The organism is Sphingobacterium sp. B16(2022) (assembly GCF_012030425.1).
Taxonomy (GTDB): Bacteria; Bacteroidota; Bacteroidia; order Sphingobacteriales; family Sphingobacteriaceae; genus Sphingobacterium; species Sphingobacterium anhuiense.
In genome coordinates, this window is record NZ_JAAUVN010000001.1 from 1,779,868 (window position 1) to 1,802,376 (window position 22,509).

Consider the following 22,509-nt stretch of genomic DNA (forward strand, 5'->3'; position numbering starts at 1 on the left):
AACGATTATGAAATAGAAAATTATCGGATTACTTAGCTGCCACAAGCAATATAATACGTCGGCACACCATCCACTTCTGTAGGTTCTTCGGCAATACCCTCGAAAAATACATGGTCGCCAAGTTCCTTATTTGCCTGTTGATTATGTGCTTTCATCAAAAATTCCAAAGCGGTAAAATTCTTATCATTATCGGCTTTAAACTGAGCTACAATCTCGACCTGATATCCTTCATCATCGGCCTCCCCATCAAAAATATCCTCATCCTCCGAAATCAGACGTTCATTCTCCAGCAAGTCAGATGGTTTCATGATCCAGGCTTCATATTGAATCTGCACCGCTGAGGCGTCAAGCACGATCTCATTCGGATTCCATCGCTCGGCCGACCCGAAAATATCTTTTTGGTATTGCATTACCTCCTCATTAAATAGTGCTGCATCTGTGTACGCTTCCGATGAAAAAGACCAGGCAATCTGATTTAAAGTCGATTTACGTTCCGTATTTCCTTCATTATTATCCATTAAATCCGCGTAAACTGTAAATGTCTTTTCAATAATCTGATCTTTATTATCCCAGTACTGTAGATCCAGGACCTCAGAAATTTCATGCTGTTCAGCATCCGTTAGATAATTCGGAATATCCCACAACTTCTCTATTTCTTGATTATCCTCCAGATGTTCAATAATTTCATATTGCTTTTGTATAATAGCTAATGACTCCGTTGCTTTTAAGCGCATCAATGCCCTTACCGCATGGCCATAACAAGCCGTTCCCCAATTACAGAAAAACTGCAGAAAACCGCCATTATACATATCCATTTCAAGTTTCCAAAGTGCTGCCAATTCCTGTTCGTGCTCCGACAGGGCGTTCCAATCGTTCTCATTATTGCTGAGCTTATCAACAAATTGTGAGGTAAAATCAAACCATTTTTTATCCAGATCAGCACCATCATTCGTAGGAGGTTGCTCCATTTTATTTTTCAGCTCCTGAACACACCATTCCTCAAAATTCTTAGCCGTGCTATCCCCTAACGCGGCACTTTTTTGAAAATAAGGCAATGCCTTTTCATATTCCTTACCATAGTAGTAAGCATAGCCCACCCTAAAATTCCACAAGGGATCTTCCGCTCCTGCCGTACTTTCCGACAGTAAAATATCAAGCGCTTTTCCGTAATCCGAAATATTATTATACGCCCGTCCCAGCATGTTTTTCAACGTATAGGTTAATTCCGATGCCGGCAGTTGTTCAAGCGTCTCAATAATTTGACGGTGCTTACTTTTCTCATGCCATAGATTGAGCTGTTCAATTAATTTATCGTCCATTTTTTAGTTTTAATCATTACCGTTAATACGATCAAATTTTAGTCCGCTTTTAATTTTAACGGAAGCTCTTCCAAATTATTTTTAGCTGTTATCTTTTCTATTTCACCTTGCTTATTTATTTTACAGGTAACAACTACTGTTATTTTCTGTTTACTCATCTTAAGCTTCTCAAACACACTAAACGTATTTTCCTCATCTAAAGCAACATAATCACGCTTTGTTTTACCATCAGGTCCAGTCGAAGTTAAAAACAAAGAAGAAGGTAAAGCATGCCTTGGAAAATCCTGTTCGAGCAATAGACTGTCGATGATGGTCACCTGCTCACCATTAAAAAATTCAACTTCCACCTCCGGATTAACCAAATCAGCATCCTTCACAAACTGAAGACGCCACGCATAGGGTGTGCGATATTTTTTACGCCATTTATCGTATGCCTGCGGATTAGCCGCTGTATGTGTCTGCTCAACCCACTCTTTTGATGCACGAAGTCTTCCCAATTCCTCCTGAATCATCTGACGTTGACCAAGTTCAATCTCCGTACTATCTATTTTTTGTGCCTGATAAAAACTCACTTCGACAGCATTTCCCCAATTTCCGCCAACCCATAACGCCGCATCTCCTCCCGGTGCCAATCCGACAATAATTTCATCATAAGTCCGATGGAATACGCCATTGTGATTCTTCGCTTCAAACCCCTTCTTAAACAGGGCACTTATTTTTTCTTTATCCAGGGCCACATTAAGTTTATAATAACAATCTTCCACAACAGAATACCAGGAAAGACTTAAGCTGTCCGGCATCACCAGAGCACCCTGATCCGAACTCATAAAAGTAGACGTACCTATCCCCCAGCGACTATCGTAAAATTTATTGTCAATATCCGGAAAAGCATTATTTCTGCTCCACGATTCAATAAAAAAACGACCTTCCACCACACGAACCGGATAGCCTTCAGGATTGGATATTGCCGGTTCCCATTCGTATTTTTCAGAATTGCGCCATTTCCGCTCAACCGTCATTTCAGACCGGGAAACCGTCGTATGCTTAAGAATAAGTACGATATTCGCAATCACGGCAATCAAACAGTAGATACCGATGATCCACATTTGCTTGACGGTCAATTCTTGGCCCTTTGTACCGGTACCACAAATGATCAGTAGCACAATAAAGTGGAGTATAAACTGAGACAGTAGAATCACAACCCCTAACAGGTTGGCAAAACTAGCCCATATACCATGCGTTTCAAATGCAACACCATCTCCAAGAAAGAGATAAAACAAAAAACCAAAGCCCGTAAGCGCACCGGCTATTAGCAGGATTTTATGGAGGTGTATTAAAGTCATGCTGTTCTTATCTTGATGAGCGGTATTGAAAGATTAAAGTCTTAAATATAAATTGGTATTAGCGGCAATAGCCAGTACTCAAATATACACAACTCCTCTTGATTTCAAAATCGCAAAAAACGGTACCCAGGCATGTTTTAAACATCCTGGATACCGTCCCTTAATCAGCCAGTCTTAAAAATAGGTGTCACGGACAATTTCTTAATTGCGAATAGGCCAGCTACTTATCCAGCCACACCACCTTTTGCTCACTCACATGTTCTTTTCCTAAAATATCTCGGTACAGGGCAGGCTTCCTTGCCTTGATATATCGGTATCCGCCCGCTTTCACCAACTTATCGGCAGTTAGTTCCGCTACGCAGATTTCATTATCCAATGAACGGCATTCCGCCATAATATCACCATAAGGATCGATAATCATCGCACAGCCATTCTTCAACTGATCGTCATCCATACCGATAGGATTTGAAAAAACAGCATATATGGCATTGTCATAGGCACGTGCAGGTAACCATTTCATCAGCCAGCTGCGGCCTTTCAGCCCGTCAAACTCTTCCCGAAGTAACGTAGCATTTTCTTGTTTATTTTCCCATAATTTGGCATCTACAAATCCAGCACCCGGACGTGTTGAAGGTGTACACATGGTTACATGCGGCATAAAGATCACCTGCGCACCAAGTAAAGTCGTCGCTCGAACATTTTCAATAATATTATTATCATAACAGATTAAGACCCCACATTTCCAGCCCTTGATCTCAAAAACGGTATAAGCTGTTCCCGGAGAAAGATGCGGATTGATAAACGGATGCAGTTTTCGGTGTTTCGCGATCAGACCTGTTTCATCAACACAGATATACGCTTTAAAAAGATTACCGGCAATATCTTTTTCAAAAAGGCCGGCCAAGATGGTCATTTTATATTCTTTAGCGATTGCTGTTAATGCGTTTACTGATGGACCATCAGGGATCAGCTCCGCGAGCTCCAGCATTTCCTCACAGGAAAGGTTGCGGGCAAAGGTATAACCGGTAATCGAACATTCATGAAAAGCAACCACATCAGCTCCCTGTTCTGCCGCTTCAGCAGTAAGCTTTTTGATCAGGTCAAGATTATAAACCTTATCTCCACTTCGATTTTCAAACTGTACACTGGCAATTTTTAAGTTTTCCATTGATTTCTAATTTTTTAAAACCATTAATGATTCAAAATTAGCGGGACAAACACGCAATAAATTGGAAAAAACCGACAATATCGTTTTACAGCACCTGCATCAGGTTGATTGCAAGAAGATGATCATGATGGCGATATTGCATCGGGGTAACCCCTGCCTGACGCTTGAAACAATTATTCAGATGCGCCTGATCATAATAGCCACAGGCATACACAACCTGAGAAAGGTTAATATCTGAAGAAGATTTTTGCAATGATTTGAGAAAATGCTGGAACTTGATAACATCTATAAATTTCTTAGGAGCGATTCCGACCTGTTCCTTAAACTTCCGCTCCAATTGCCGTTCCGTTACCGGCAGTTTTTGGATCAGGTCAGCAACAGCAATCATTCCGTTCGCTTGATAAATCAAATCTAAAGCCCCATGCATAAGACCATCTTCCTTTTGAAACCGATTCACGCGGCATATCAACAGCTTTTCGATCGCTTTTATCGCTTCAGAAGGGCTTTTAGAACTCAATACCTGCTCCTCCATATCACTTCCCTCCTGACCAAAAACAGTACGCAAAGGTGTAATGGTATTGTTCAATTCATAAGCCGATAAGTTCGTCAGCGCATGCAGACCATGTGGATGGAGAACCACAATCAACATATCCAATTTTCCGACCGACTTGATATCATTAAAATGTGTCATCTGTCCATAAAGAAAACTATGCGGCTGTTTACTTCCTGATTCACAAGCATTCACCTGTAAGAAAGGATCTTTAAAGTGAAAGACCAAACCCGGATTGCCATCCGAAAACAAGCGGTAATCGGCATACCCATCATGATCATGCTTGATGATGAGGTAGTGTTTTACAATAGCGGAAAGCATCAATGACGGATAAAGCTGCATAATCTCAATAGATAATTTCACAAAGGTAAACCATTTATTCTGATGGAAGAAACACCTTCGGATCAAAACCTTCCAGATAATCAATTTTCCAGATACCGTTAGCTAACAGAGCCTTCGTTTTGTAATTAAAGCCATCTCCCCACGACCAGTTGAAAGTGGCCAGATTGTTGGCAAAATTTACATCTCTTAATATGATCTTTTCCCAGAAATTATCTGGATTATCCTGACAGTTGCACCAGGGATTTGCTCCGTTACCAAATGGCGGAAGTTCACCCACATACCATACCCACGATTTGTTTCGGAGTTTCTCGTCGATGATCAAGCCTATATTATCATAGTTGGAAATAAACTGATCCGTGAATAGATTTGTTTCCCGCAGTTCGTTGATTCTCTTTTTATGTATTTCCAAATCAAGTCCCGCGTAAACACTATCCGTCTCTTTCAGTTGCAACGGTTCAAAATCCACATGAGTGCTCTTTGTTTCATTCCATTTATAGAGTTCCTTTACTTTATCATTTAATTCCCCTATCAAGTCGATCACGTTACTTGTCCGGGCTGTTTCCTTTTCTTTTCCTTTTAATGCCCCAGCATTCCCATGCTGGTTACAGGCAGAAAAGAACACTAATGCAAGTAATACGGTGGTTAATTTCGAATATTTCATGTTTATGATCAACTTCATTAAGGTTTACTATATAACGATCCTTTAGACTTTACCGCTGAACATTAAATAGTTAATTGCTGTGCTAAAATTAACATATTTCACTATAAATAACTACCTTCAAGAAAGATTAAATCAAATAGAGCCTGTTAACAATAAAAATATGATGAAACAACTAGCTATACTCCTTATACTAGGATTCAGTATGGGTACAGCCGATGCACAGATTACCAGCATTTCGGTCAATAAAGCCAATTTTGAACAATCTGGTTTTCCCTTCAAAGGAAAAAGAGTGCTACAGGTAGAGCATATTACCACAGCAAATGAAGATAATTTTATTGTATTCTCTAAAGAACAACGGAATGCAGATCCCGATCACCTCTATATCCAGCAGTTTCAAAAAAATAACGACAAATGGACTGTTGTTGCCGAAGACCATGTTTCAGAAAAAGATATCGTCACTTCCGTCTGGGATGCCCGCAAAGCTTTTTTTGATGCCGATAAAGATGGAAAACTAGATGCTATTTTTGTCTATTCACGACACCCAAAAGGTAATATGGACAAACAGCTTAGCTGTATCGCACTTGTACTCTACAACAAACAGTTTTACAGGTTACAGGCAGATCAAGCAGATGGGTACCAAAAGACGACATACTCGGATAATTACAGTCAGTTGCCTGAAGTGATCAAAGCACAGGTAACACAATTCTGGGAAAAACTAGATAAGGATTAAAAACATAGCGCTTCGTCTGTATCGGACGAAGCGCTATGCAGAAATTTCAAAAATAAATTATAGAGAAGCTAAGACCATCTTTTCTTCATCTTCCCCTATTTTACTGATGGTATAGCGTTTAATATCGACATGCTTCATTTCGTCCAGCGCCTGTACCACATCCACCGCCCGTGCTTCCTTACTTGGTTTGATCAATACGATCATATCCTTGCCATCTGCCTTTGCAGGGATCTCCAATTTCATTCGATCCAATACTTTTCTTATCCCATTCTTACTGAGGTCAGTGAACTCCGGTTTCGAGATCGGATGGTTAAAATCGCCATGATACCACATCAATCCTTTATCGGTTAACAGAAGCGATATCACACGCCTTTCATCCAATAATATGGGTTCATGCCCAGATTTATCAGGCATTGCGATATCTAGACGATGAGGTTTATTTAATGTTGTCGTCAGCATAAAAAAGGTGATCAATAAGAATGCAAGATCCACCATTGCTGTCAGATCGACTTTAGGAGCCAGTTTTTTACTTCTGATTTTCTTTTTTCCTGCTTCCGGTTGTTTTTGATTTAGCTCTGCCATGATGTTCTAGATTAAATGATAGAATTGGTTAATACTCATCTTTAAGATGCCAGCATCAATCATATTCCATATTATTTTTCAATAAAAAAGATGCATGATCAACATTCCTCATCCAGTACTCCAAATGTCTTCAGTTTATTTTCCTACGTAAATCACAGCATTTCAGCGGGCAATAACATCCTAAAATCAACTAATCCATTCGCTGATCACTCCTACCCAAACACCCGATTGGTCACCCCATGAGGCCGTGATTGAAGTGTTTTATACAATCTACAGTCAAAAACCAGCCGAAAAAAAAAATATTTGGTGTACAACTGTGATTTTTTGACACCCACTGCGAATAATTAAGGAAATAAGTTTAATTAATATTTTTAACAATGGAATTTTCAATAACTGCTGCCACTTTAAATCGTATGCTACCGAAACGAGTAGCACCTATTCTCCATCATTGGAAGCCGTACTTTCAGGCTACTAACATCCAGCTTTTCTGGTCGCGCATAGCAAAGTCCGTTTTAGCAAACATTTCTGCGCAAAGCTTTATTATGGATAAAGCAAGAGATAAACACATCAGGTATAACCCAACAACTTTACATAAAATTAAGAGTTGGCATGCGCACTTATCATGAACAAGCAGGAACAAAAAGAATTCTTTCAGCAAATAATTGAACAGCACAAAGGAATTTTGTTCAAAGTTGCCCGTGTGTATTGCCATGACGAGCATGATAGGGATGATCTGATGCAGGAAATGATGATACAGATCTGGCAATCTGTTCCGAGATATAAAGAGCAGTTTAAAATATCAACCTGGTTATACCGTATCTCACTCAATGTCGCGATTTCCTTTTATCGGAAAAACACAACGAGGGCAAACCGATTCACGGTTCTCAATGAGCAGACATCAGATTTATACAATGAAGAAAAAGTAGAAACAGAACAGCAGCTTGACTTATTAGTACAGTTTATCAGCGAATTGAGAGAATTGGACAAAGCCCTCATATTGATGTATCTGGAAGACAAAAGCCATCACGAGATGGCAGAGATTTTAGGGCTATCCGTCAGCAATATAGGAACAAAAATAGGACGCATCAAGGATAAATTAAAAACAAAGTTTTCACAATAAAACCATAAAGAAATGAACGAGTTAGAATTAAAAAAGCTTTGGCAAACCGCACAGGAAAAGTTGGATACTAACCTGGCTATCAGCACACAAAATACAGCAGCTATTACGCACATAAAAGTGGCGCATTTCCTATCATCAATGAAGCCTGTCAAGCTTTTTACGATCTTAGTGGGGGTCGTCTGGGTCGGTTTTTTAGGAACACTAGTCGTTTACTTATTCTTATACGCTTTCCCTAAAACAAATCTCTTTTTTCTGTTTTCAGCCACGGTTCAAGTCATGCTGTCGGCCATTGCATTGATCACCTATAGCTACCAGCTTATCACCATTTATCAGGTCGATATCAGCGGCCCCATCTTAGATACACAAAAGAAAATAGCTCATTTAAAATCAACCACCTTATGGGTCACCCGTCTACTTTTCTTACAGTTACCGGTCTGGACCACCTTTTATTGGAATGATAGCATGCTGGACAATGGAAGCTGGCTGTTATGGTTTTTACAGGGCAGCATAACCCTTGCATGCACTTATCTGTCCATTTGGCTTTTCATCAATATCAATTTTGAAAATAGGGATAAGAAATGGTTTCGCTTTATTTTCAACGGCAATGATTGGACACCCCTACTAAAGTCAATAGAACTTTTAAAACAGATTGATGCCTATCAAAATGACAATAAACCACAGCAAAGCAACCTGAGTTAAATCCTTAATAAATCCCACCATTCGGCTATTCGACGATTGTTATGCAATAACATTTGTTCGCATTTTTCTTCATCTTTTTATTAAACCGAAAAGATGAAGAAAATAAACAAATTAACGACATTTAGCCACCAATTAACACCTCAAAACCGGCTATTATTTCGTATATTTATCATCTAAGAATAATGCATCTTGAGGCCTTCAAAATAGACATTTAAACAACCTACACCCCATATTTGCAGGCTGTTTTCACTGCGTTTTTTTTATCCTTGTAGAATATTCGCAGACGCAAAAAAATACTGTTGCGGGAACTTGAAAAATAAGGATATATTTTGATCCAAAGCAGTACATGAACACGGCTGCCAAAAAATTAAAAATAGGAACTCTTACTTGTCAATAGACCCTATTCGCAGGATACATTTCTTAAAGAATAAAACATCATAAGCTGTGCACATACGGCACTAATTAAAAAACAACATACAGATGGATATCATACTGATCAAAGTACTGGGTATAAATTTTATTGCAACATTAGTCAGATCGACATTTGGATTCGGCGAAGCCTTAATCGCAGTGCCGTTATTAAGTTTTATTCTCCCGCTCGATATTGCAGTTCCCATGTCCGTCATGTTATCCGTCGCTATTGCCTTATTGGTCGTCGTTCAGGATCACAAAAAAATAGATGTTAAAAGTACCAAATACCTCGTACTTGCCGCATTGATCGGCCTGCCAGCCGGTTTGGGTATGCTGCTGTATGGCAACGATAAATTGATTAAAATCGGATTGGGAATATTACTAATTGCATATTCAATCTATGCCTTAACTGCTAAAAACACACAGGCTAAAACAGCAGATCATAACAGCTTATGGCTCTGGACCTGTGGTATAGCTTCAGGTGTATTGGGTGGAGCCTTTGGCATCAACGGTCCTCCGCTCGTTGTATACGGAAAAATCAAAGGCTGGAATCCCAGCGAATTTAGAGCAACCTTACAAGGTTATTTTTTACCTGTCAGCTTCATCAGCGTAGTCGGTTATTATTTTAAAGATCTCATCACAGAAGAAGTTGTCCTCTATTTCTTAAAATCAATACCCGTTATGATTCCGGCTATCTATATCGGCAGATGGTTAAACCACCGGATCGAACATAAAAAATTCTTTATATACGTGTACATCGGATTGATCATAATCGGCCTTGTCTGTATTATCAATACATTTATATAAACATTGTACAGTTATCTTTGGAGCGCTACAGACTGTTATTCTCGCATAATGTTCACCTGCATGAGCTGCTTTTACGTAATACCGTACCCGTACTAATCGATATCCACAGCAAGAAAGCAGGAATCAATCTTGTTGTGGCAAATTTAGCCAGATTTTCAAATAAGATTGACTCCAGATTTAAGGTAATTGGACTTTGAAGACACGATACGGTAATTCCGTTCTGTTCTTTCCATTGCTCCAATTTGGATCCTGTGGAAGTTGAGCACAAGAAAAATACAGAAAGCCATCTGTTCCGATGCCTAGTGAATCTGGCCAGAGTAACCTTGAATCCTGTACTAAAGTATGCAACTGACCATCTGGACTTAAATACTTAATGGTATAGTCCAAGGAATTGGTTAAATAAATATTGCCCTTTTTATCGGCAATCAGTCCATGTGTTACACCCACATCCCCCATATCTTCAACTTTCGACTCCAATTCTTTCTCGGTCAAAGATTCATCGGTCAAATATTTCGTTTCGATGCGATATAAATGTGTTTTATTAATCGGTTTAAAATAAAAATATTTAAAATCATGCGTTAAAGCAATACCATTCACATTTGACATAAACGGTTTACCGTTTTTATCCCGCATTTCCACTCCATCATACACAAGTATCAGATCAGGATCGGCTAAAGTAAAAGATGTCTTTTCTAAAACTTGACGTGTTTTCCCTGTTGCTAAATCCAGTACAACGATTGCCGCTTGACCAGGATCTGATAGATAGGCTTTATTCTTTTGGACATCAACACGCACATCGTTCAAACCCGATTTAGATTTATCCAGATCATCAAAGTTGTAGCGCTTCTCAACTTGATTTGTCCGGGTATTGATTTTTAATAATTTGAACTGCCCTTCTGCAGCTTCACCTTTATCACCAAAAATAGAACCTGATGGTGCAGGTTTCGAATCCAATACCCAAAGAAAATCATTCGCATCAACATACAAATCCTGGACGCTCACAAAATGCCCGTTTTCTTCGCCCGGTTTATTCCATTCTTCATTCGGATAAGGAACACGCTCACCGTTCACAATTTCTGTTAATCCGTACTGATAATCGGTATTTTGTTTCGGAAAAGCCACAAATAGCCGATTAGCAGTGTTTACACTTACGCCAATGGCCCGATATTTCCCAAAAGAAGCGGCTTCTATCAGCGCATCGCTGTGGTATTGCTGAGCTAAAGTATGATCCATAATTCCGAATAAAGTCAGTACAAAGACCATGTTATTGATCCATTTCATTATTTTAATCTATTTTAGTTTAAGTACAGTCCAATAAGCATTACAACCGTGCGTAATGCAAAAAAGCGATAGCAAAGCAACTTCCAACATTTAATTTCCACTGATAGCAAATAGCTATTCCATAAAATCAAGAACCTGTGCTAAGCACATCTTTTCCTATTTTATACAATTGGTATCGCGCAAGCTGAAAGGCATGTGATCACTACTTTGCTATGGCCATTCCGCTATCCTTTTAACTACTTTTCAATTTCTTCATAAATTCTAAAATTGCCGGACGTAAATCCTCAAACAAAGGATTTTCTTTGTTTTTCAGCATAACTTCCGTAAACAATTTCAGTCCCAAAGCAAATTCAGTCGCTGTTTCCTTATTATCAAAAATCTGTTTCGAACTGATCACCTCAAAAATGTTGAACAGATCATCATGATTATCAAAATTTAAATGTAAAGATTTTGTTCCCGCATCCCCATTCTTCAGACTAACTTCTTTTAATTCTAATTGATAAGCATTATTTCTTTTTTCCATAGCTCTCTAAAAATTACTAACAAATTCATTAATGGTATCTATTTCTTCTTGACTTAAATGGATCGCAATTGCCTGCGCATTTTGAACCGCTTGATCTGCATTTCTTGCTCCTGCCAAAGCAATAGTAATCCCCGCTCTTTCTATGGTCCATCGCAACACCAACTGGGCTAAGGTAGCATGATGCTCATCAGCAATCGGTTTTATTTTCGCCAGTAAGTCATTGGTCTTAGCAATAAATTCAGGCTGAAAATGCGGTAAATTTGCACGGTGGTCTCCTGGTTGAAATTGATAATCCGTTGTTATCTTAGCTGTCAGTAACCCTCTTTGTAATGGACTATAAGCTAAAATCGATTTATTGTTCACCACACAGTAAGAAACGGTTTCCTCTTCAATACCTCGATTCACCATACTGAAAGGAACTTGATTAGATACCAATTTCAACGTTTTTTCAGCTTCCTCCATTTGTGAGGCACTATAATTACAGACACCGGCATAGCGCACCTTGCCCTGTTCAATCAACCGGCCTACGGCTTCAAACGTTTCACTTATTGCAGTTGTCGTATCGGGCCAGTGAATTTGATACAGATCAATATAATCTGTCCCTAGACGGCGTAAACTCTGTTCACATTCGTAAATAATACTGTCCTTCCCCGCAAACTTGTAGATATCGATCGCTTCACCCGCATTGTTTTTACTATGCATTGCTAAATTCCCCTCTGCCAGATCCCAACGCATGCCAAATTTGGTCAATAGCTGGACCTTATCCCGCGAAATTCCCTTAATCGCCTCACCGACGATTTCTTCACTCGTTCCCTGACCATAGATCGGTGCAGTATCGATAGCCGTTACACCGACATCATAAGAAGCTTTGATCGCTTCGATTGCATCGTTTCGATCCGTACTGCCCCACATCCAACCTCCAGCGGCCCACGCACCGAAAGTAATCGCTGAAATCTCTAAATCACTATCTCCTAATTTCCTGTATTCCATTGTTTTTTATATTTTATGTTCTAAAATTCTAATTCCTTGATCATATTTCTCACTTCAGTTTTCCGACCGGCTAAGGTCATACTCTTATAAAACAGTTAACTTGGGATGTTGTTTCCTGCTAACCTGAATATCGTCGTAGCTCAACTCAAAAAACGATTTGCCTAGCTGCCCACATATTAGAGCGAAACTTACATCGTTTTAAAATCAGTCGGACGCATATTGGTCAGCTGGGAAAATGTATTACTGAATGCCGAAATATTCGAATAGCCCACTTCATAGGCAATTTCGGTAATCGTAAGATCCGTGTCCTTCATCAATTCCATCGCACGGATCACCCGCAGCATTTTCACATACTGCACAATAGAAATATGCAATTTGCTTTTGAACAACCGCGTTAAAGTCCTTACACTATAACCAAAAGTTCTGGCGATGTCCTCCAGCGTCAAAGATTCACTTATTTTCGAACGTAAATAGTTCGTGATAGCATTCAGACGGGTGTCATCAGTAACTGGAAGCTGAATTGCAAATTTCTTCAGATGCTCCTTCGGCAACAGGTTTTTCACCGTATTCAAAAACTCAAATTCCCAGGACCCCTGAAAAAAATCACCCTGCCATTTTTCACTGAAGACAAGCATTTCGGACAAGAGCTTACTCACCGGATAAATCCCCAGTTCATCGTAAAAACCAGCATCACCTTGACTGGGGTAATAAAAATTGATAATCTGTAAATCCTTGGTATTGAACATCAGATTATGGGAAAAATGGCCCGGGATCCAGATATAATGATTAGAAGGAATATAATAGTCCCTTTCCTGCGTCTGCAGATAAGCAATCCCACCGTAAACCAGTAAAAGCTGTCCCTTATCATGCTGATGGGCGAGCAATTGCTGTTCCGTCTGTTGACGGATCACCAAAATCGAATCGGGATTCTGATCGATATTCTTAATGAGCTGCTCCAAAAGATCCATATGGCCCAATTTAACAAACTTTAGGCTAATTATATAAAACACCTGCTCTTTTCTTCCAATAATTTTGCACAAAGATTATTATACAGCATACAAAAATGAAACAGTACCCCTTTTTAATCATCGCATTGATCGGCAATCTTTTCCTCACACAGGCTTCTTTCGCACAAGCTCCTGATAGCACCTGGACATTGGAAAAGATATGGGATCTCGCCGCAAAGCAGAACCGGCAGCTGCATCTGGCGGATTTAAGTGTACAGGAAAGCAGGACCAGTATCCAGGAAGCACGGGACAAACTGCTTCCCGATCTGGCAGTATCCGGAAATTACGCCCTTAACTCCAAATTTCTAATTTACGACAACGGTCTCTTTTCAAAACCGCAGGATGTTCCTGTTTCCAGTTATGGCTATGGCTTTGGTTACAGCCTGGATTTCAACATTTACAATGGCGGAAGGGATAAACGAAATATCCACATCAAACAAGAAGAGCAACAGCGCAAACAAGTTGAATTTGAACTGCAACATGACAACATCAAGTTTGCCATCGCCATGGTCTATTACGAGCTGTACAAGTATCTACGATACCATGAATTTCTGCAGACAGAAATTAAAACTGAAAAACAGCAGCTCAGCAGCATCCAGAGCCTACATAAAAATGGTGTCGTCCTCAAAAGTGACGTCTTACGTACTTCGGTCAAGCTCTCGCAATTGGAACTCAGTTTGTCGGACGTGGAGAAAAAAGTAGTGCTGGCCAAACAGCGTCTCAATATACTCATCGGAAGAAACGAAACCGAACCATTGGAAATTCCTATTCAGGATATCGTGAACTTAGAGGCAGGCAATAGGGCAGCTTATGCAAGCTATCAGGCAGAGGCTCTCAGTCAATCGCCGGAATTTAAAATCACCCAAAGTGATATCAAAATCAGCGAGCTTCAGATCAAACAGGCAAAATCCACCTTGCAGCCTAAGATCTCCTTGTATTCACATTACAACTACACGTATCCGCAAGTATCCTTTTATCCCTACTCCAACGATCCCTGGGGCTATGGACAGACCGGTATCAAGATGCAGTTTGCGCTAGACAACCTCTACAAAAGCAAACATACCATCGCACAAGCACGCAATCTCAGCGAACAGCAGAAAGAAAAAGCAAACATCAAAAAAGATGAAATTTCGGTCAGGGTCAAAGAAGCATACCTGCAACAGCAACAGGCGCTCGAAAGCGTCACAACAGCAACCGACAATATCATCCAGACGACCGAAACTGTGCGGGTCATCCGAAACAGCTACCTCAATCAGGAATCCCTGCTCACCGATCTGCTCGATGCAGAGAACATCCTGCTGGAATCAAAATTTAATTTAACACAAGCACAGGTCAATCTAAAATTAAGCCATATCAAGCTTCTGCTGATTACAGGAGCACTTTAATTGTAAACACCATGGACAAAAATAAAACAGATAAAATTGTAGTCGCAATCACCAAATGGTTAGGCATCTTATTATTGGTCGGTATCAGCAGCTGGTGCGTCGTCTATTTCTGGAAAGGATATCAATACGAGCAAACCAACGATGCGCAGATCGATGCCTACCTCTCACCCGTAAACGCAAAAGTCGGTGGATACATCAGCAAGATTTATTTCCAGGATAACCAACAGGTAAAAAAAGGCGATACCTTATTGCTCATCGAAGAAAGTGAATACGGCCTGAAACAGGAAGCCGCATTGGCCGAACTGATGAGTTCACGTGCAAAACTCCCGATCCTCAGTGCAAATGAAGATACTCAGCTCAAGACCATCGAAGTGATCAAAGCACATCTGTCCGGATCAAAGGCAAAACTAACACAGCAACAAAAAGAATTTAACCGCTATCAGAACCTGCTAGGCGAACAATCCACCACACAGCAGAAATTTGATCATGTGGAGGCAAACTTGGCCATCAATCAAGCAGATTATGATGAATCGCAGGCTAATCTGCAGGTTGCGCAGTCCAGACTGCAAGATTTCAAAGCCCAGCGATCGGCGATTGAGGCCGAAATCCGGATCAAAGAAGCGCTGCTCAAAAGACAGGAATTGGATGTCCGCTACACCGTGATCACCGCACCTTTTGATGGGCAACTGGGTAAAAAAAATATTCAGGAAGGACAGTTGGTACAACCGGGACAGACCTTAGCATTTCTCACCAATGATACCGAAGAGAAATGGGTCGTGGCCAATTTTATGGAAACCCAGATCGGCAGCCTACATATCGGAAATACGGTCAACATTGAAGTTGATGCCTTTCCTGGAGAGCAATTCACCGGAACCATCCAATCCATTTCCCCCACTACTGGATCGCGCTACTCCCTGTTACCTCCCGATAATGCCACCGGTAATTTCGTGAAGATCATCCAGCGCATGCCTGTCCGCATTAAACTAAACCCAAGCCAAGGGCTAGCCAAACTCGCTGCCGGCATGAACGCACATGTATATGTGGTAAAAAATTAAAGATGCAAGCACATAAAATTCCTTTATTTAAACACTGGGTATCCGAGTGGCTGGCCAGATCGGTTATCTTCGCAATCCTGATGACCTGCTTATTCAGTTTTGCTCTCTACAGCAGTCCTGTAACCGTGATGGGGTATTACGGCGTAGCACCCACAGATGTACAATATGCCATGGTACTCATCTATGGATCCACAGTGACATTCTTGGCGCTCGATTCCCGTATTGTGAAATACTTCACCTCACGCAAATACCTCTTGATCGGATTAGCGACCAATGGTATCTGCACATTGATCTGCTTCCATAGTAAAAGCTGGCCCCTCTTTCTCGTCTGTCAATTTGCACAGGGCATCACCTGCGCACTGCTATCGGGTATTATACTTCATCTGGTGTTCCCCAGGCTACATAGCACCCGGGCCAGAGTCATCGGGTACACCATTCTCTATGCCGGCATTCAGATTTCTATTCCACTTTATTCCATCTACTGCAGCATGGTGCTTCATTATCTGGATTTTAACTGGCTGTTTTACGGAGCCAATATCTTACTGCTGCTGCTCACCGCGACCGTATTGATCACGATGGATGCCAAAGCAAGATTGCATAAAAAGATACCGCTCTATCAGGTGGACTGGATCGGCTACCTCTTCTATACCAGTTTTGTACTGCTCTTGGGCTATATCCTGATTTACGGGAGGCAGCTGGGCTGGTTCAGCAGTACCGTGATCTGCCAGCTGGTTCTGGCCGCAGTGTGCATCCTCATACTTTTTATCATCAGAGAAATGCGGTTAAAACGTCCATTGATTAATCTGCGGATTTTCAAAGCGAAAAACTTTGTTATCGGTCTTTTACTGCTTTTTGTATTTTACCTCTTCAAAGGAAGTACAGGACTGACCTACAGCCATCTGGAAACGATCTTAAGAACCGATCCTTTACATACCATTCCCATTTGGTTGGCTGTCATATCCGGAACAGTACTCAGTATGTATATAACAGCGCGCTTTATACTATTGGGAACCCATCTGATTCGGATGATCATCGTCGGATTTATCATCATGGGCTTGTATTATAGCTATATGCTGCTCTTTATTTCCGTGACCGGATCGACAGCAGACTTTATACTGCCTATGTTTATCTATGGTATTGCGACGGGAGTTTTATTTGTGCCTATCGTAACCTTCACAGCATCCGCTGCTCCTGCTAAAATCGCTGTAAATGCATCACTCATCGGTATTCTGGCTCGATTTATCGGATTTTGCAGCAGTATGGCAGTTAACAACGAACTGCAGTTATTTACCCGGGCCGCGGTTCAGGATCAGGTACGCCATTCGGTCAACCAGATCAATCCGCAGTTGCCCCTCGCCTTGCAACAGATCGAACAGACCTATCAAAATGCAGGTAATGACGGCTTAAAATCGCAGGTGGCCGCCAATGCCTTCTTCAATACCATGCTCAAAGAACAGATCCTCGCCCGCGCAAGCCGCGATTATTATGACCTGATGCTTACCGGAGTCGTACTGGTCATTATTATTCTGATCTTTTTACCCAAACTGCAGCAGGTGGTACTGAGATTGACAAAATTCAATGTTCCTTATTAGATCTGAACAGATGTGCAAAAATAAATCGAAACCAATACAGCGCCTCTTTGTTTACCTAATGTCAGAAGGCAAAGCACATGTACGATATTGATCTAGGTCAAGAATTATAACGGTGTTAACCCTTATTTTTGTAGCAGAATATTAGAGAAGAAAATAAAAAATTTATAAACAAATTTAAACATTAAAGTTATGGCAAATTGGAGTTTAGACAAAGCACACAGTGAAATAGAGTTTAAAGTAAAACACATGATGATTACTAACGTAAAAGGTCAATTTCAAGATTTCGACGTTACGGTAGATAGTGATTCAAACCATTTAGAAAATGCCAAAATAGACCTGACCATTCAGACAGCGTCTATCAACACGAAAAACGAACAACGTGACGAGCATTTGAAAAGTGCAGACTTTTTTGATGTTGCGGCCAACCCGACCATTACATTTCATGCTACGAGCAGTAAAAAAGACGGTGATGATATTAAATTAACAGGCGATCTAACGATCAAAGGCATTACCAAATCCGTTACATTCGACGTGGAGTTCGGTGGTGTAGCAAAAGATCCTTGGGGTAATGAAAAAATCGGTTATACCGCTACCGGTAAAATCAACCGTCAGGATTTCGGATTAACTTGGAACGCGGCTTTAGAAACAGGTGGATTGATGGTGAGCGACGAAGTAAAATTCCAAGCAGATTTTCAGTTCATTGTGACGAAATAAGCAACATATACCCTTATAAAAAAAGTCATGCTCCCATCAGAAGCATGACTTTTTTGTATATGCACGAGATCGATAGTTCCCGCACTAAGCAGGCACTTTCCGTACTTTCTCCCGATCCCATACCCGGTGACCTTTCATCGCTTTGATAAAGTCTGCCGTCAGGTTATTTTTTGATTCGAGTACCACGCCGGCATCTTTTTCCTGCTTGGCGATATACGATCCTGCAATTAATTTTTCAGCACCTTTAGCAAAGGCCAAAGCCTTACAATGTCTAAATCCTTCGTTGATAAAATGGATATAATCCGGCTCATCCTCCAATGTTTCAACCGAATCGCCATCCGGTGTATAGAATGCATCATAACAGACCGAAGCTTCCGTCAGATAAGTATGCTGGATTTCCGCTTCTCCACCTTCCTTAAACTTCACGTTACCCGTATGTGTCGAGATCAGAACGGCCTCAGCACCCTCCGCTTCCAATGCTTTTTTCATCACATCGACCGATGCTTTGCTCACACCATCTGCCACTAGAAAAGCCACTTTCCGAGTTTCAATCGTTCCTTCGCCCGGAGCGGTAGCCATACTCAATGCGGCAGATTTCTCTACCTCTGGTTTAGGCGCTTTCACCGGATATTCCGGATGGTTCTGACGCGCAAACTGTAACGTCAGTTCATCCAGTTGCTCCGGAGGTGTCAATCCCAGATTGGCACCCACTCTTTTCGCCAGTTCCTGATCGATCTGATTTAAGATCGCCAGCTCCCGTGTACGGATAGCTACCGAATTGACTTTCGATAGCTCAAAGCTATAACCACTGATGATATGTTCCTTTTCAGGTACTGTCTGCGAATTGAAAAACAAGCGGGCTTGTGTAAAGTGATCAGCAAATGACGAAGACCTGCGTCTTACTTTATAGCCATCCACTTTTTCTTCATGACTCTTAAAACCGGTCTCGCCTTTTAACATGGCCTGATAGGGACAACCGCCACCCAAACTATTTGGGAAATAGCTGACGTTGCCTTTCAGGATATCCTGTCTGCCGAAACCGTCTTTTTGATTGTTATGTTTACCGTTGACCGGTCTATTGATCGGAAGCTCATGAAAATTAGGACCTCCCAATCGGTAATTCTGTGTATCTGCATAAGAGAATATACGTCCCTGCAATAAAGGATCATTGGTCAGGTCAATACCCGGTACCAGACGTCCTGGATCAAAGGCTACCTGCTCGGTTTCTGCAAAGAAATTTTCCGGATTACGGTTCAGTGTCATCGTTCCGATAATCGTCACCGGAATTAATTCTTCCGGAATGATCTTCGTTGCATCCAATAAATCGAACGAATATTTCTGTTCATCCTCTTCCGGTACAAGCTGTACACCCAGGTCCCACTGTGGAAAATTACCCTTTTCGATATTCTCCCACAGATCCCGGCGTAAGAAATCCGAATCAAATCCCGATAATTTTTGCGCCTCGTTCCATGCCACCGAATGCACTCCCAATTTAGGTTTCCAATGAAACTTCACAAAAGTGCCTTTGCCTTCTGCATTGACAAATTTGAACGTGTGGACACCAAAACCTTCCATCATTCTAAAAGAACGTGGAATAGCACGGTCGGACATCGCCCACATCAGCATATGTGCAGATTCAGGCATCAAAGAAATAAAATCCCAGAACGTATCATGAGCCGATGCGGCCTGAGGCATCTCATTATTCGGTTCTGGCTTAACAGCGTGGATCAAATCCGGAAAGTTCATCGAATCCTGGATAAAAAATACCGGAATATTGTTACCCACTAAATCATAATTACCCTCCTCCGTATAAAACTTTACCGAGAATCCCCTTACATCGCGCGCCAGATCAGTCGATCCTTTGAAGCCCGCAACGGTTGAAAAACGGATAAATAACGGCGTTACCGTACCTTTCTTTAAAAAAGCGGCACTGGTATATTGAGAAACATCTGCTGTCGCTTCAAAAACACCGTGAGCACCAGAACCTCTTGCATGTACCACACGTTCCGGAATCCGCTCGCGGTCAAAATGAGCCAGCTTATCTTGAAAAATAAAATCTTCTATAAGTGCAGGGCCACGTTCTCCTGCTTTGAGCATATTGTTGTTATCATTGATCGGAACTCCATCATTCGTCGTCAATACCCGATTGGCATTGTCAATCGTATGCTCCTGAATCTGTTGCACTTTTTTGTTTTCTTGTTGCTTAGCCATGTTTAAATAAAGTTATGGATGAAGATTAGAACATGTCGGTACCCTTCACATGACCGACACTATTACTAGTAACAACATAACCTCCGATTTGTTTCCAAAGATCCCCAGCGCAACAAGCCCCGACCGAAGACTTAAGACTGAGCAACAGTCTTGATAGCGTCAATTTAAAGGTAATATAGTTTTAATAAAAGGTAATAAACTTGCATTTTTATTCATTTTAACCTCCTATTTTTAACCTAATCATTTGTTTCGTCAAATAATCAAGCGGGAGATTTTTAGCGAAACACCTGATAGCCAGAGCAAGATCACGTATAGCAATTGCCTAAATCCGTACATATACGGTTCGTCCCGAATAAGATGCAAGTACCCGTTTTTTCAATACGATCATTTAGAATAACCCATATATCCTTTAACCAAAAACAACTGTTATGAAAATTTACCATCTCGTACTTGCAGTGGCCCTCTTATTCGGTTCCTGTAAAAGAACAGAAATTCTCACCCGTATTGATGCCAATACGAACACCCTAGACACCGTCTACACGTCAGACCACCCCTACAACCTCAACGTCGTCTTGTTTGTCCCCTCGGACATGGTTCCCAATCCCGATTACGAAAGACGTATCAGCGAAACACTGATCTACCAACAAAACTTTGTCAAAACCTGGATGCAGCATTGGGGACATAGCGACAAAACCTTCGGATTGTTAAAAAATGCTTCCAATAGGGTCAAAATCCATGTTGTACAGGGCAATCTTCCGACTTCCTCCTATCCGTATGAGGGTGGAGAATCGGCTATGTGGCAGGAAATTACCACGTATTTTCAGACCCATCAAAAATCCAGTGACCATTACCTGATCCTAACCACGGTCAATAAGTTCGGTGAGCAAAATGCGCCATACTATGGCATCGGAACAAAATGCTACGGCATCGATTTCCCCGATATGGAAATCGCCAATATGAGCCGTACAGATACAGCTGGGCTGGCTTCTTCCTGGATCGGAGGCAATACGCATGAGATGATGCACGGTCTCAATCTGCCACATAATGGCGGTCTGGTATCGCAGAACAACCTCTACGGTACACCGATCATCACCGGAAACGGTGGTACTTTTGTCGTAGCACCGACTTATTTAGATGCCTGGGATTGTGCCGTACTAAGCCGCGGACAGGTGTTCAGTACCACAACACGTTCGGACTGGTATGCCGCTGCCAATGCGAAAATCACCAAATTGAATGCCCGCTATGACGATGCTATACAAAAAGTAATTGTATCCGGACGGTTCAGCAGCAACAAAAAGGTGGACTTCATCGGCTTTACCAACGATGCCAAGCGCAGTGCCGGAGATGGAAACTACGACTCGGAAAACTGGGTAACCACCCCGATCGGTGTGGATAGTTTTTATACCGAGATCGCCATAACCGAATTCAAAGATCGCAGCAACCTACAGAATGATTTTACGATCAGCCTAATCCATGAAAATGGCTACAGACATTGGAACAGCTACAGTTATCAGATGCAGAACGGTAAACCCGATATTCAATTTGGCGACAGACCCGAATACAATAAAGCAAACTGGAGTATCGTTGCCGTAAGTTCTGAAGAGACTCAGGCAGAAAGCGGTCAGGCTGTGCATCTCATCGACGGAGATAAAACAACGCAGTGGGTGAGCCGCTGGACGGGAGCCAATTCTACCCATCCGCATTTCTTTACCATCGATATGGGAGCCTCAAAACCGGTGAACCGCTTTACCTTTGTACAGCGCTCTGGAGGAAGCAAACCCAAGAATATTCAAATTCAGGTCAGTACCAATAACAGCACCTGGCAAAATGCCGGCAGTTTTGTGCTCCCGGATGCGGCAGGACCTGCCTACGTGACTTTACCCAATAGCCTAACCTTCCGTTACTTTAAAGTGACGATTTCAAGTGCCACCGATGGCACCCAATGGGCGGCGCTCAACGAAGTGGGCACTTATCAAGATTAACCTTAGTTTCACAAAAAAAAGCACCTGAACGGATCCG

20 protein-coding genes are annotated in these 22,509 nt (G+C 41.4%); 9 read left to right on the plus strand and 11 right to left on the minus strand.

The annotated features are described in order from the left end of the window. Window positions 1-32 precede the first annotated feature (32 nt). The 5 genes from HCX49_RS25375 to HCX49_RS07900 all read right to left on the minus strand — a co-directional run bounded on the left by HCX49_RS25375 (window position 33) and on the right by HCX49_RS07900 (window position 5,383). Complete coding sequence (locus tag HCX49_RS25375; protein ID WP_206368303.1) at window positions 33-1,319, minus strand: DUF4375 domain-containing protein; 1,287 nt, start codon at window positions 1,317-1,319, stop codon at window positions 33-35. A gap of 38 nt (window positions 1,320-1,357) precedes the next feature. After that, a complete protein-coding gene (locus HCX49_RS07885) occupies window positions 1,358-2,662 on the minus strand; it encodes a DUF2931 family protein (RefSeq protein ID WP_168126700.1) in 1,305 nt (434 codons plus the stop codon). A gap of 220 nt (window positions 2,663-2,882) precedes the next feature. Beyond that, complete coding sequence (locus HCX49_RS07890) at window positions 2,883-3,830, minus strand: nitrilase family protein (protein WP_168126701.1); 948 nt, start codon at window positions 3,828-3,830, stop codon at window positions 2,883-2,885. 85 nt (window positions 3,831-3,915) lie between these two features. Next, window positions 3,916-4,743, minus strand: a complete 828-nt coding sequence (locus tag HCX49_RS25720) for a helix-turn-helix transcriptional regulator (protein ID WP_132768554.1) — start codon at window positions 4,741-4,743, stop codon at window positions 3,916-3,918. 13 nt (window positions 4,744-4,756) lie between these two features. Continuing rightward, window positions 4,757-5,383, minus strand: a complete 627-nt coding sequence (locus HCX49_RS07900; protein WP_168126702.1) for a hypothetical protein — start codon at window positions 5,381-5,383, stop codon at window positions 4,757-4,759. Window positions 5,384-5,543: 160 nt separating this feature from the next. On the opposite strand from HCX49_RS07900, the gene HCX49_RS07905 reads away from it, so the two are divergent. Beyond that, window positions 5,544-6,113 carry a hypothetical protein gene (locus tag HCX49_RS07905; RefSeq protein ID WP_168126703.1) on the plus strand — a complete coding sequence of 190 codons (570 nt, stop codon included), beginning with the start codon at window positions 5,544-5,546 and terminating at the stop codon, window positions 6,111-6,113. Between the two features lie 57 nt (window positions 6,114-6,170). On the opposite strand, the gene HCX49_RS07910 is transcribed toward HCX49_RS07905, so the two are convergent. Further along, the gene (locus tag HCX49_RS07910; RefSeq protein ID WP_168126704.1) at window positions 6,171-6,695 is read right to left on the minus strand and encodes an ExbD/TolR family protein; all 525 of its coding nucleotides are present in this window, start codon (window positions 6,693-6,695) and stop codon (window positions 6,171-6,173) included. Window positions 6,696-7,317: 622 nt separating this feature from the next. Here HCX49_RS07910 and HCX49_RS07915 point away from each other — a divergent pair. From HCX49_RS07915 to HCX49_RS07925, 3 genes are all read left to right on the plus strand, one after another. Further along, window positions 7,318-7,815 (plus strand): RNA polymerase sigma factor, encoded by a 498-nt coding sequence (locus tag HCX49_RS07915; RefSeq protein ID WP_168126705.1) that lies wholly within the window; start codon window positions 7,318-7,320, stop codon window positions 7,813-7,815. A gap of 12 nt (window positions 7,816-7,827) precedes the next feature. Then, a complete protein-coding gene (locus HCX49_RS07920; RefSeq protein ID WP_168126706.1) occupies window positions 7,828-8,514 on the plus strand; it encodes a hypothetical protein in 687 nt (228 codons plus the stop codon). 480 nt (window positions 8,515-8,994) lie between these two features. Continuing rightward, window positions 8,995-9,732: a sulfite exporter TauE/SafE family protein gene (locus tag HCX49_RS07925; RefSeq protein WP_132768568.1), complete on the plus strand. Its 738-nt coding sequence runs from the start codon at window positions 8,995-8,997 to the stop codon at window positions 9,730-9,732. A 177-nt stretch (window positions 9,733-9,909) separates the two neighbouring features. On the opposite strand, the gene HCX49_RS07930 is transcribed toward HCX49_RS07925, so the two are convergent. From HCX49_RS07930 to HCX49_RS07945, 4 genes are all read right to left on the minus strand, one after another. After that, a complete protein-coding gene (locus HCX49_RS07930) occupies window positions 9,910-11,013 on the minus strand; it encodes an L-dopachrome tautomerase-related protein (protein ID WP_132768570.1) in 1,104 nt (367 codons plus the stop codon). A gap of 232 nt (window positions 11,014-11,245) precedes the next feature. After that, a complete protein-coding gene (locus HCX49_RS07935) occupies window positions 11,246-11,536 on the minus strand; it encodes a DUF3861 domain-containing protein (protein WP_021191612.1) in 291 nt (96 codons plus the stop codon). Between the two features lie 6 nt (window positions 11,537-11,542). Next, entirely contained in the window at window positions 11,543-12,526 is a 984-nt protein-coding gene (locus tag HCX49_RS07940; RefSeq protein WP_168126707.1) for an aldo/keto reductase, read from the minus strand. A 188-nt stretch (window positions 12,527-12,714) separates the two neighbouring features. Beyond that, the gene (locus HCX49_RS07945; protein ID WP_168126708.1) at window positions 12,715-13,494 is read right to left on the minus strand and encodes a helix-turn-helix domain-containing protein; all 780 of its coding nucleotides are present in this window, start codon (window positions 13,492-13,494) and stop codon (window positions 12,715-12,717) included. A 95-nt stretch (window positions 13,495-13,589) separates the two neighbouring features. Between HCX49_RS07945 and HCX49_RS07950 the strand changes: the two genes are divergently transcribed. The 4 genes from HCX49_RS07950 (at window position 13,590) to HCX49_RS07965 (ending at window position 18,279) form a co-directional block, all read left to right on the plus strand. Then, window positions 13,590-14,918: a TolC family protein gene (locus tag HCX49_RS07950; RefSeq protein WP_168126709.1), complete on the plus strand. Its 1,329-nt coding sequence runs from the start codon at window positions 13,590-13,592 to the stop codon at window positions 14,916-14,918. Window positions 14,919-14,929: 11 nt separating this feature from the next. Then, complete coding sequence (locus tag HCX49_RS07955) at window positions 14,930-15,973, plus strand: HlyD family secretion protein (RefSeq protein ID WP_168126710.1); 1,044 nt, start codon at window positions 14,930-14,932, stop codon at window positions 15,971-15,973. A gap of 128 nt (window positions 15,974-16,101) precedes the next feature. Then, window positions 16,102-17,565, plus strand: coding sequence for an MFS transporter (locus HCX49_RS07960; protein WP_237682772.1), 1,464 nt, complete (start codon window positions 16,102-16,104; stop codon window positions 17,563-17,565). 189 nt (window positions 17,566-17,754) lie between these two features. Further along, complete coding sequence (locus tag HCX49_RS07965) at window positions 17,755-18,279, plus strand: YceI family protein (protein ID WP_021191618.1); 525 nt, start codon at window positions 17,755-17,757, stop codon at window positions 18,277-18,279. Window positions 18,280-18,363: 84 nt separating this feature from the next. Here the strand turns inward: HCX49_RS07965 and HCX49_RS07970 are convergent, their stop codons facing one another. Further along, window positions 18,364-20,490 carry a catalase gene (locus HCX49_RS07970; RefSeq protein WP_168126712.1) on the minus strand — a complete coding sequence of 709 codons (2,127 nt, stop codon included), beginning with the start codon at window positions 20,488-20,490 and terminating at the stop codon, window positions 18,364-18,366. Window positions 20,491-20,918: 428 nt separating this feature from the next. Here HCX49_RS07970 and HCX49_RS07975 point away from each other — a divergent pair, with 428 nt between their 5' ends. Beyond that, entirely contained in the window at window positions 20,919-22,472 is a 1,554-nt protein-coding gene (locus tag HCX49_RS07975) for a discoidin domain-containing protein (protein ID WP_168126713.1), read from the plus strand. The last annotated feature ends 37 nt before the right edge of the window (window positions 22,473-22,509 follow it).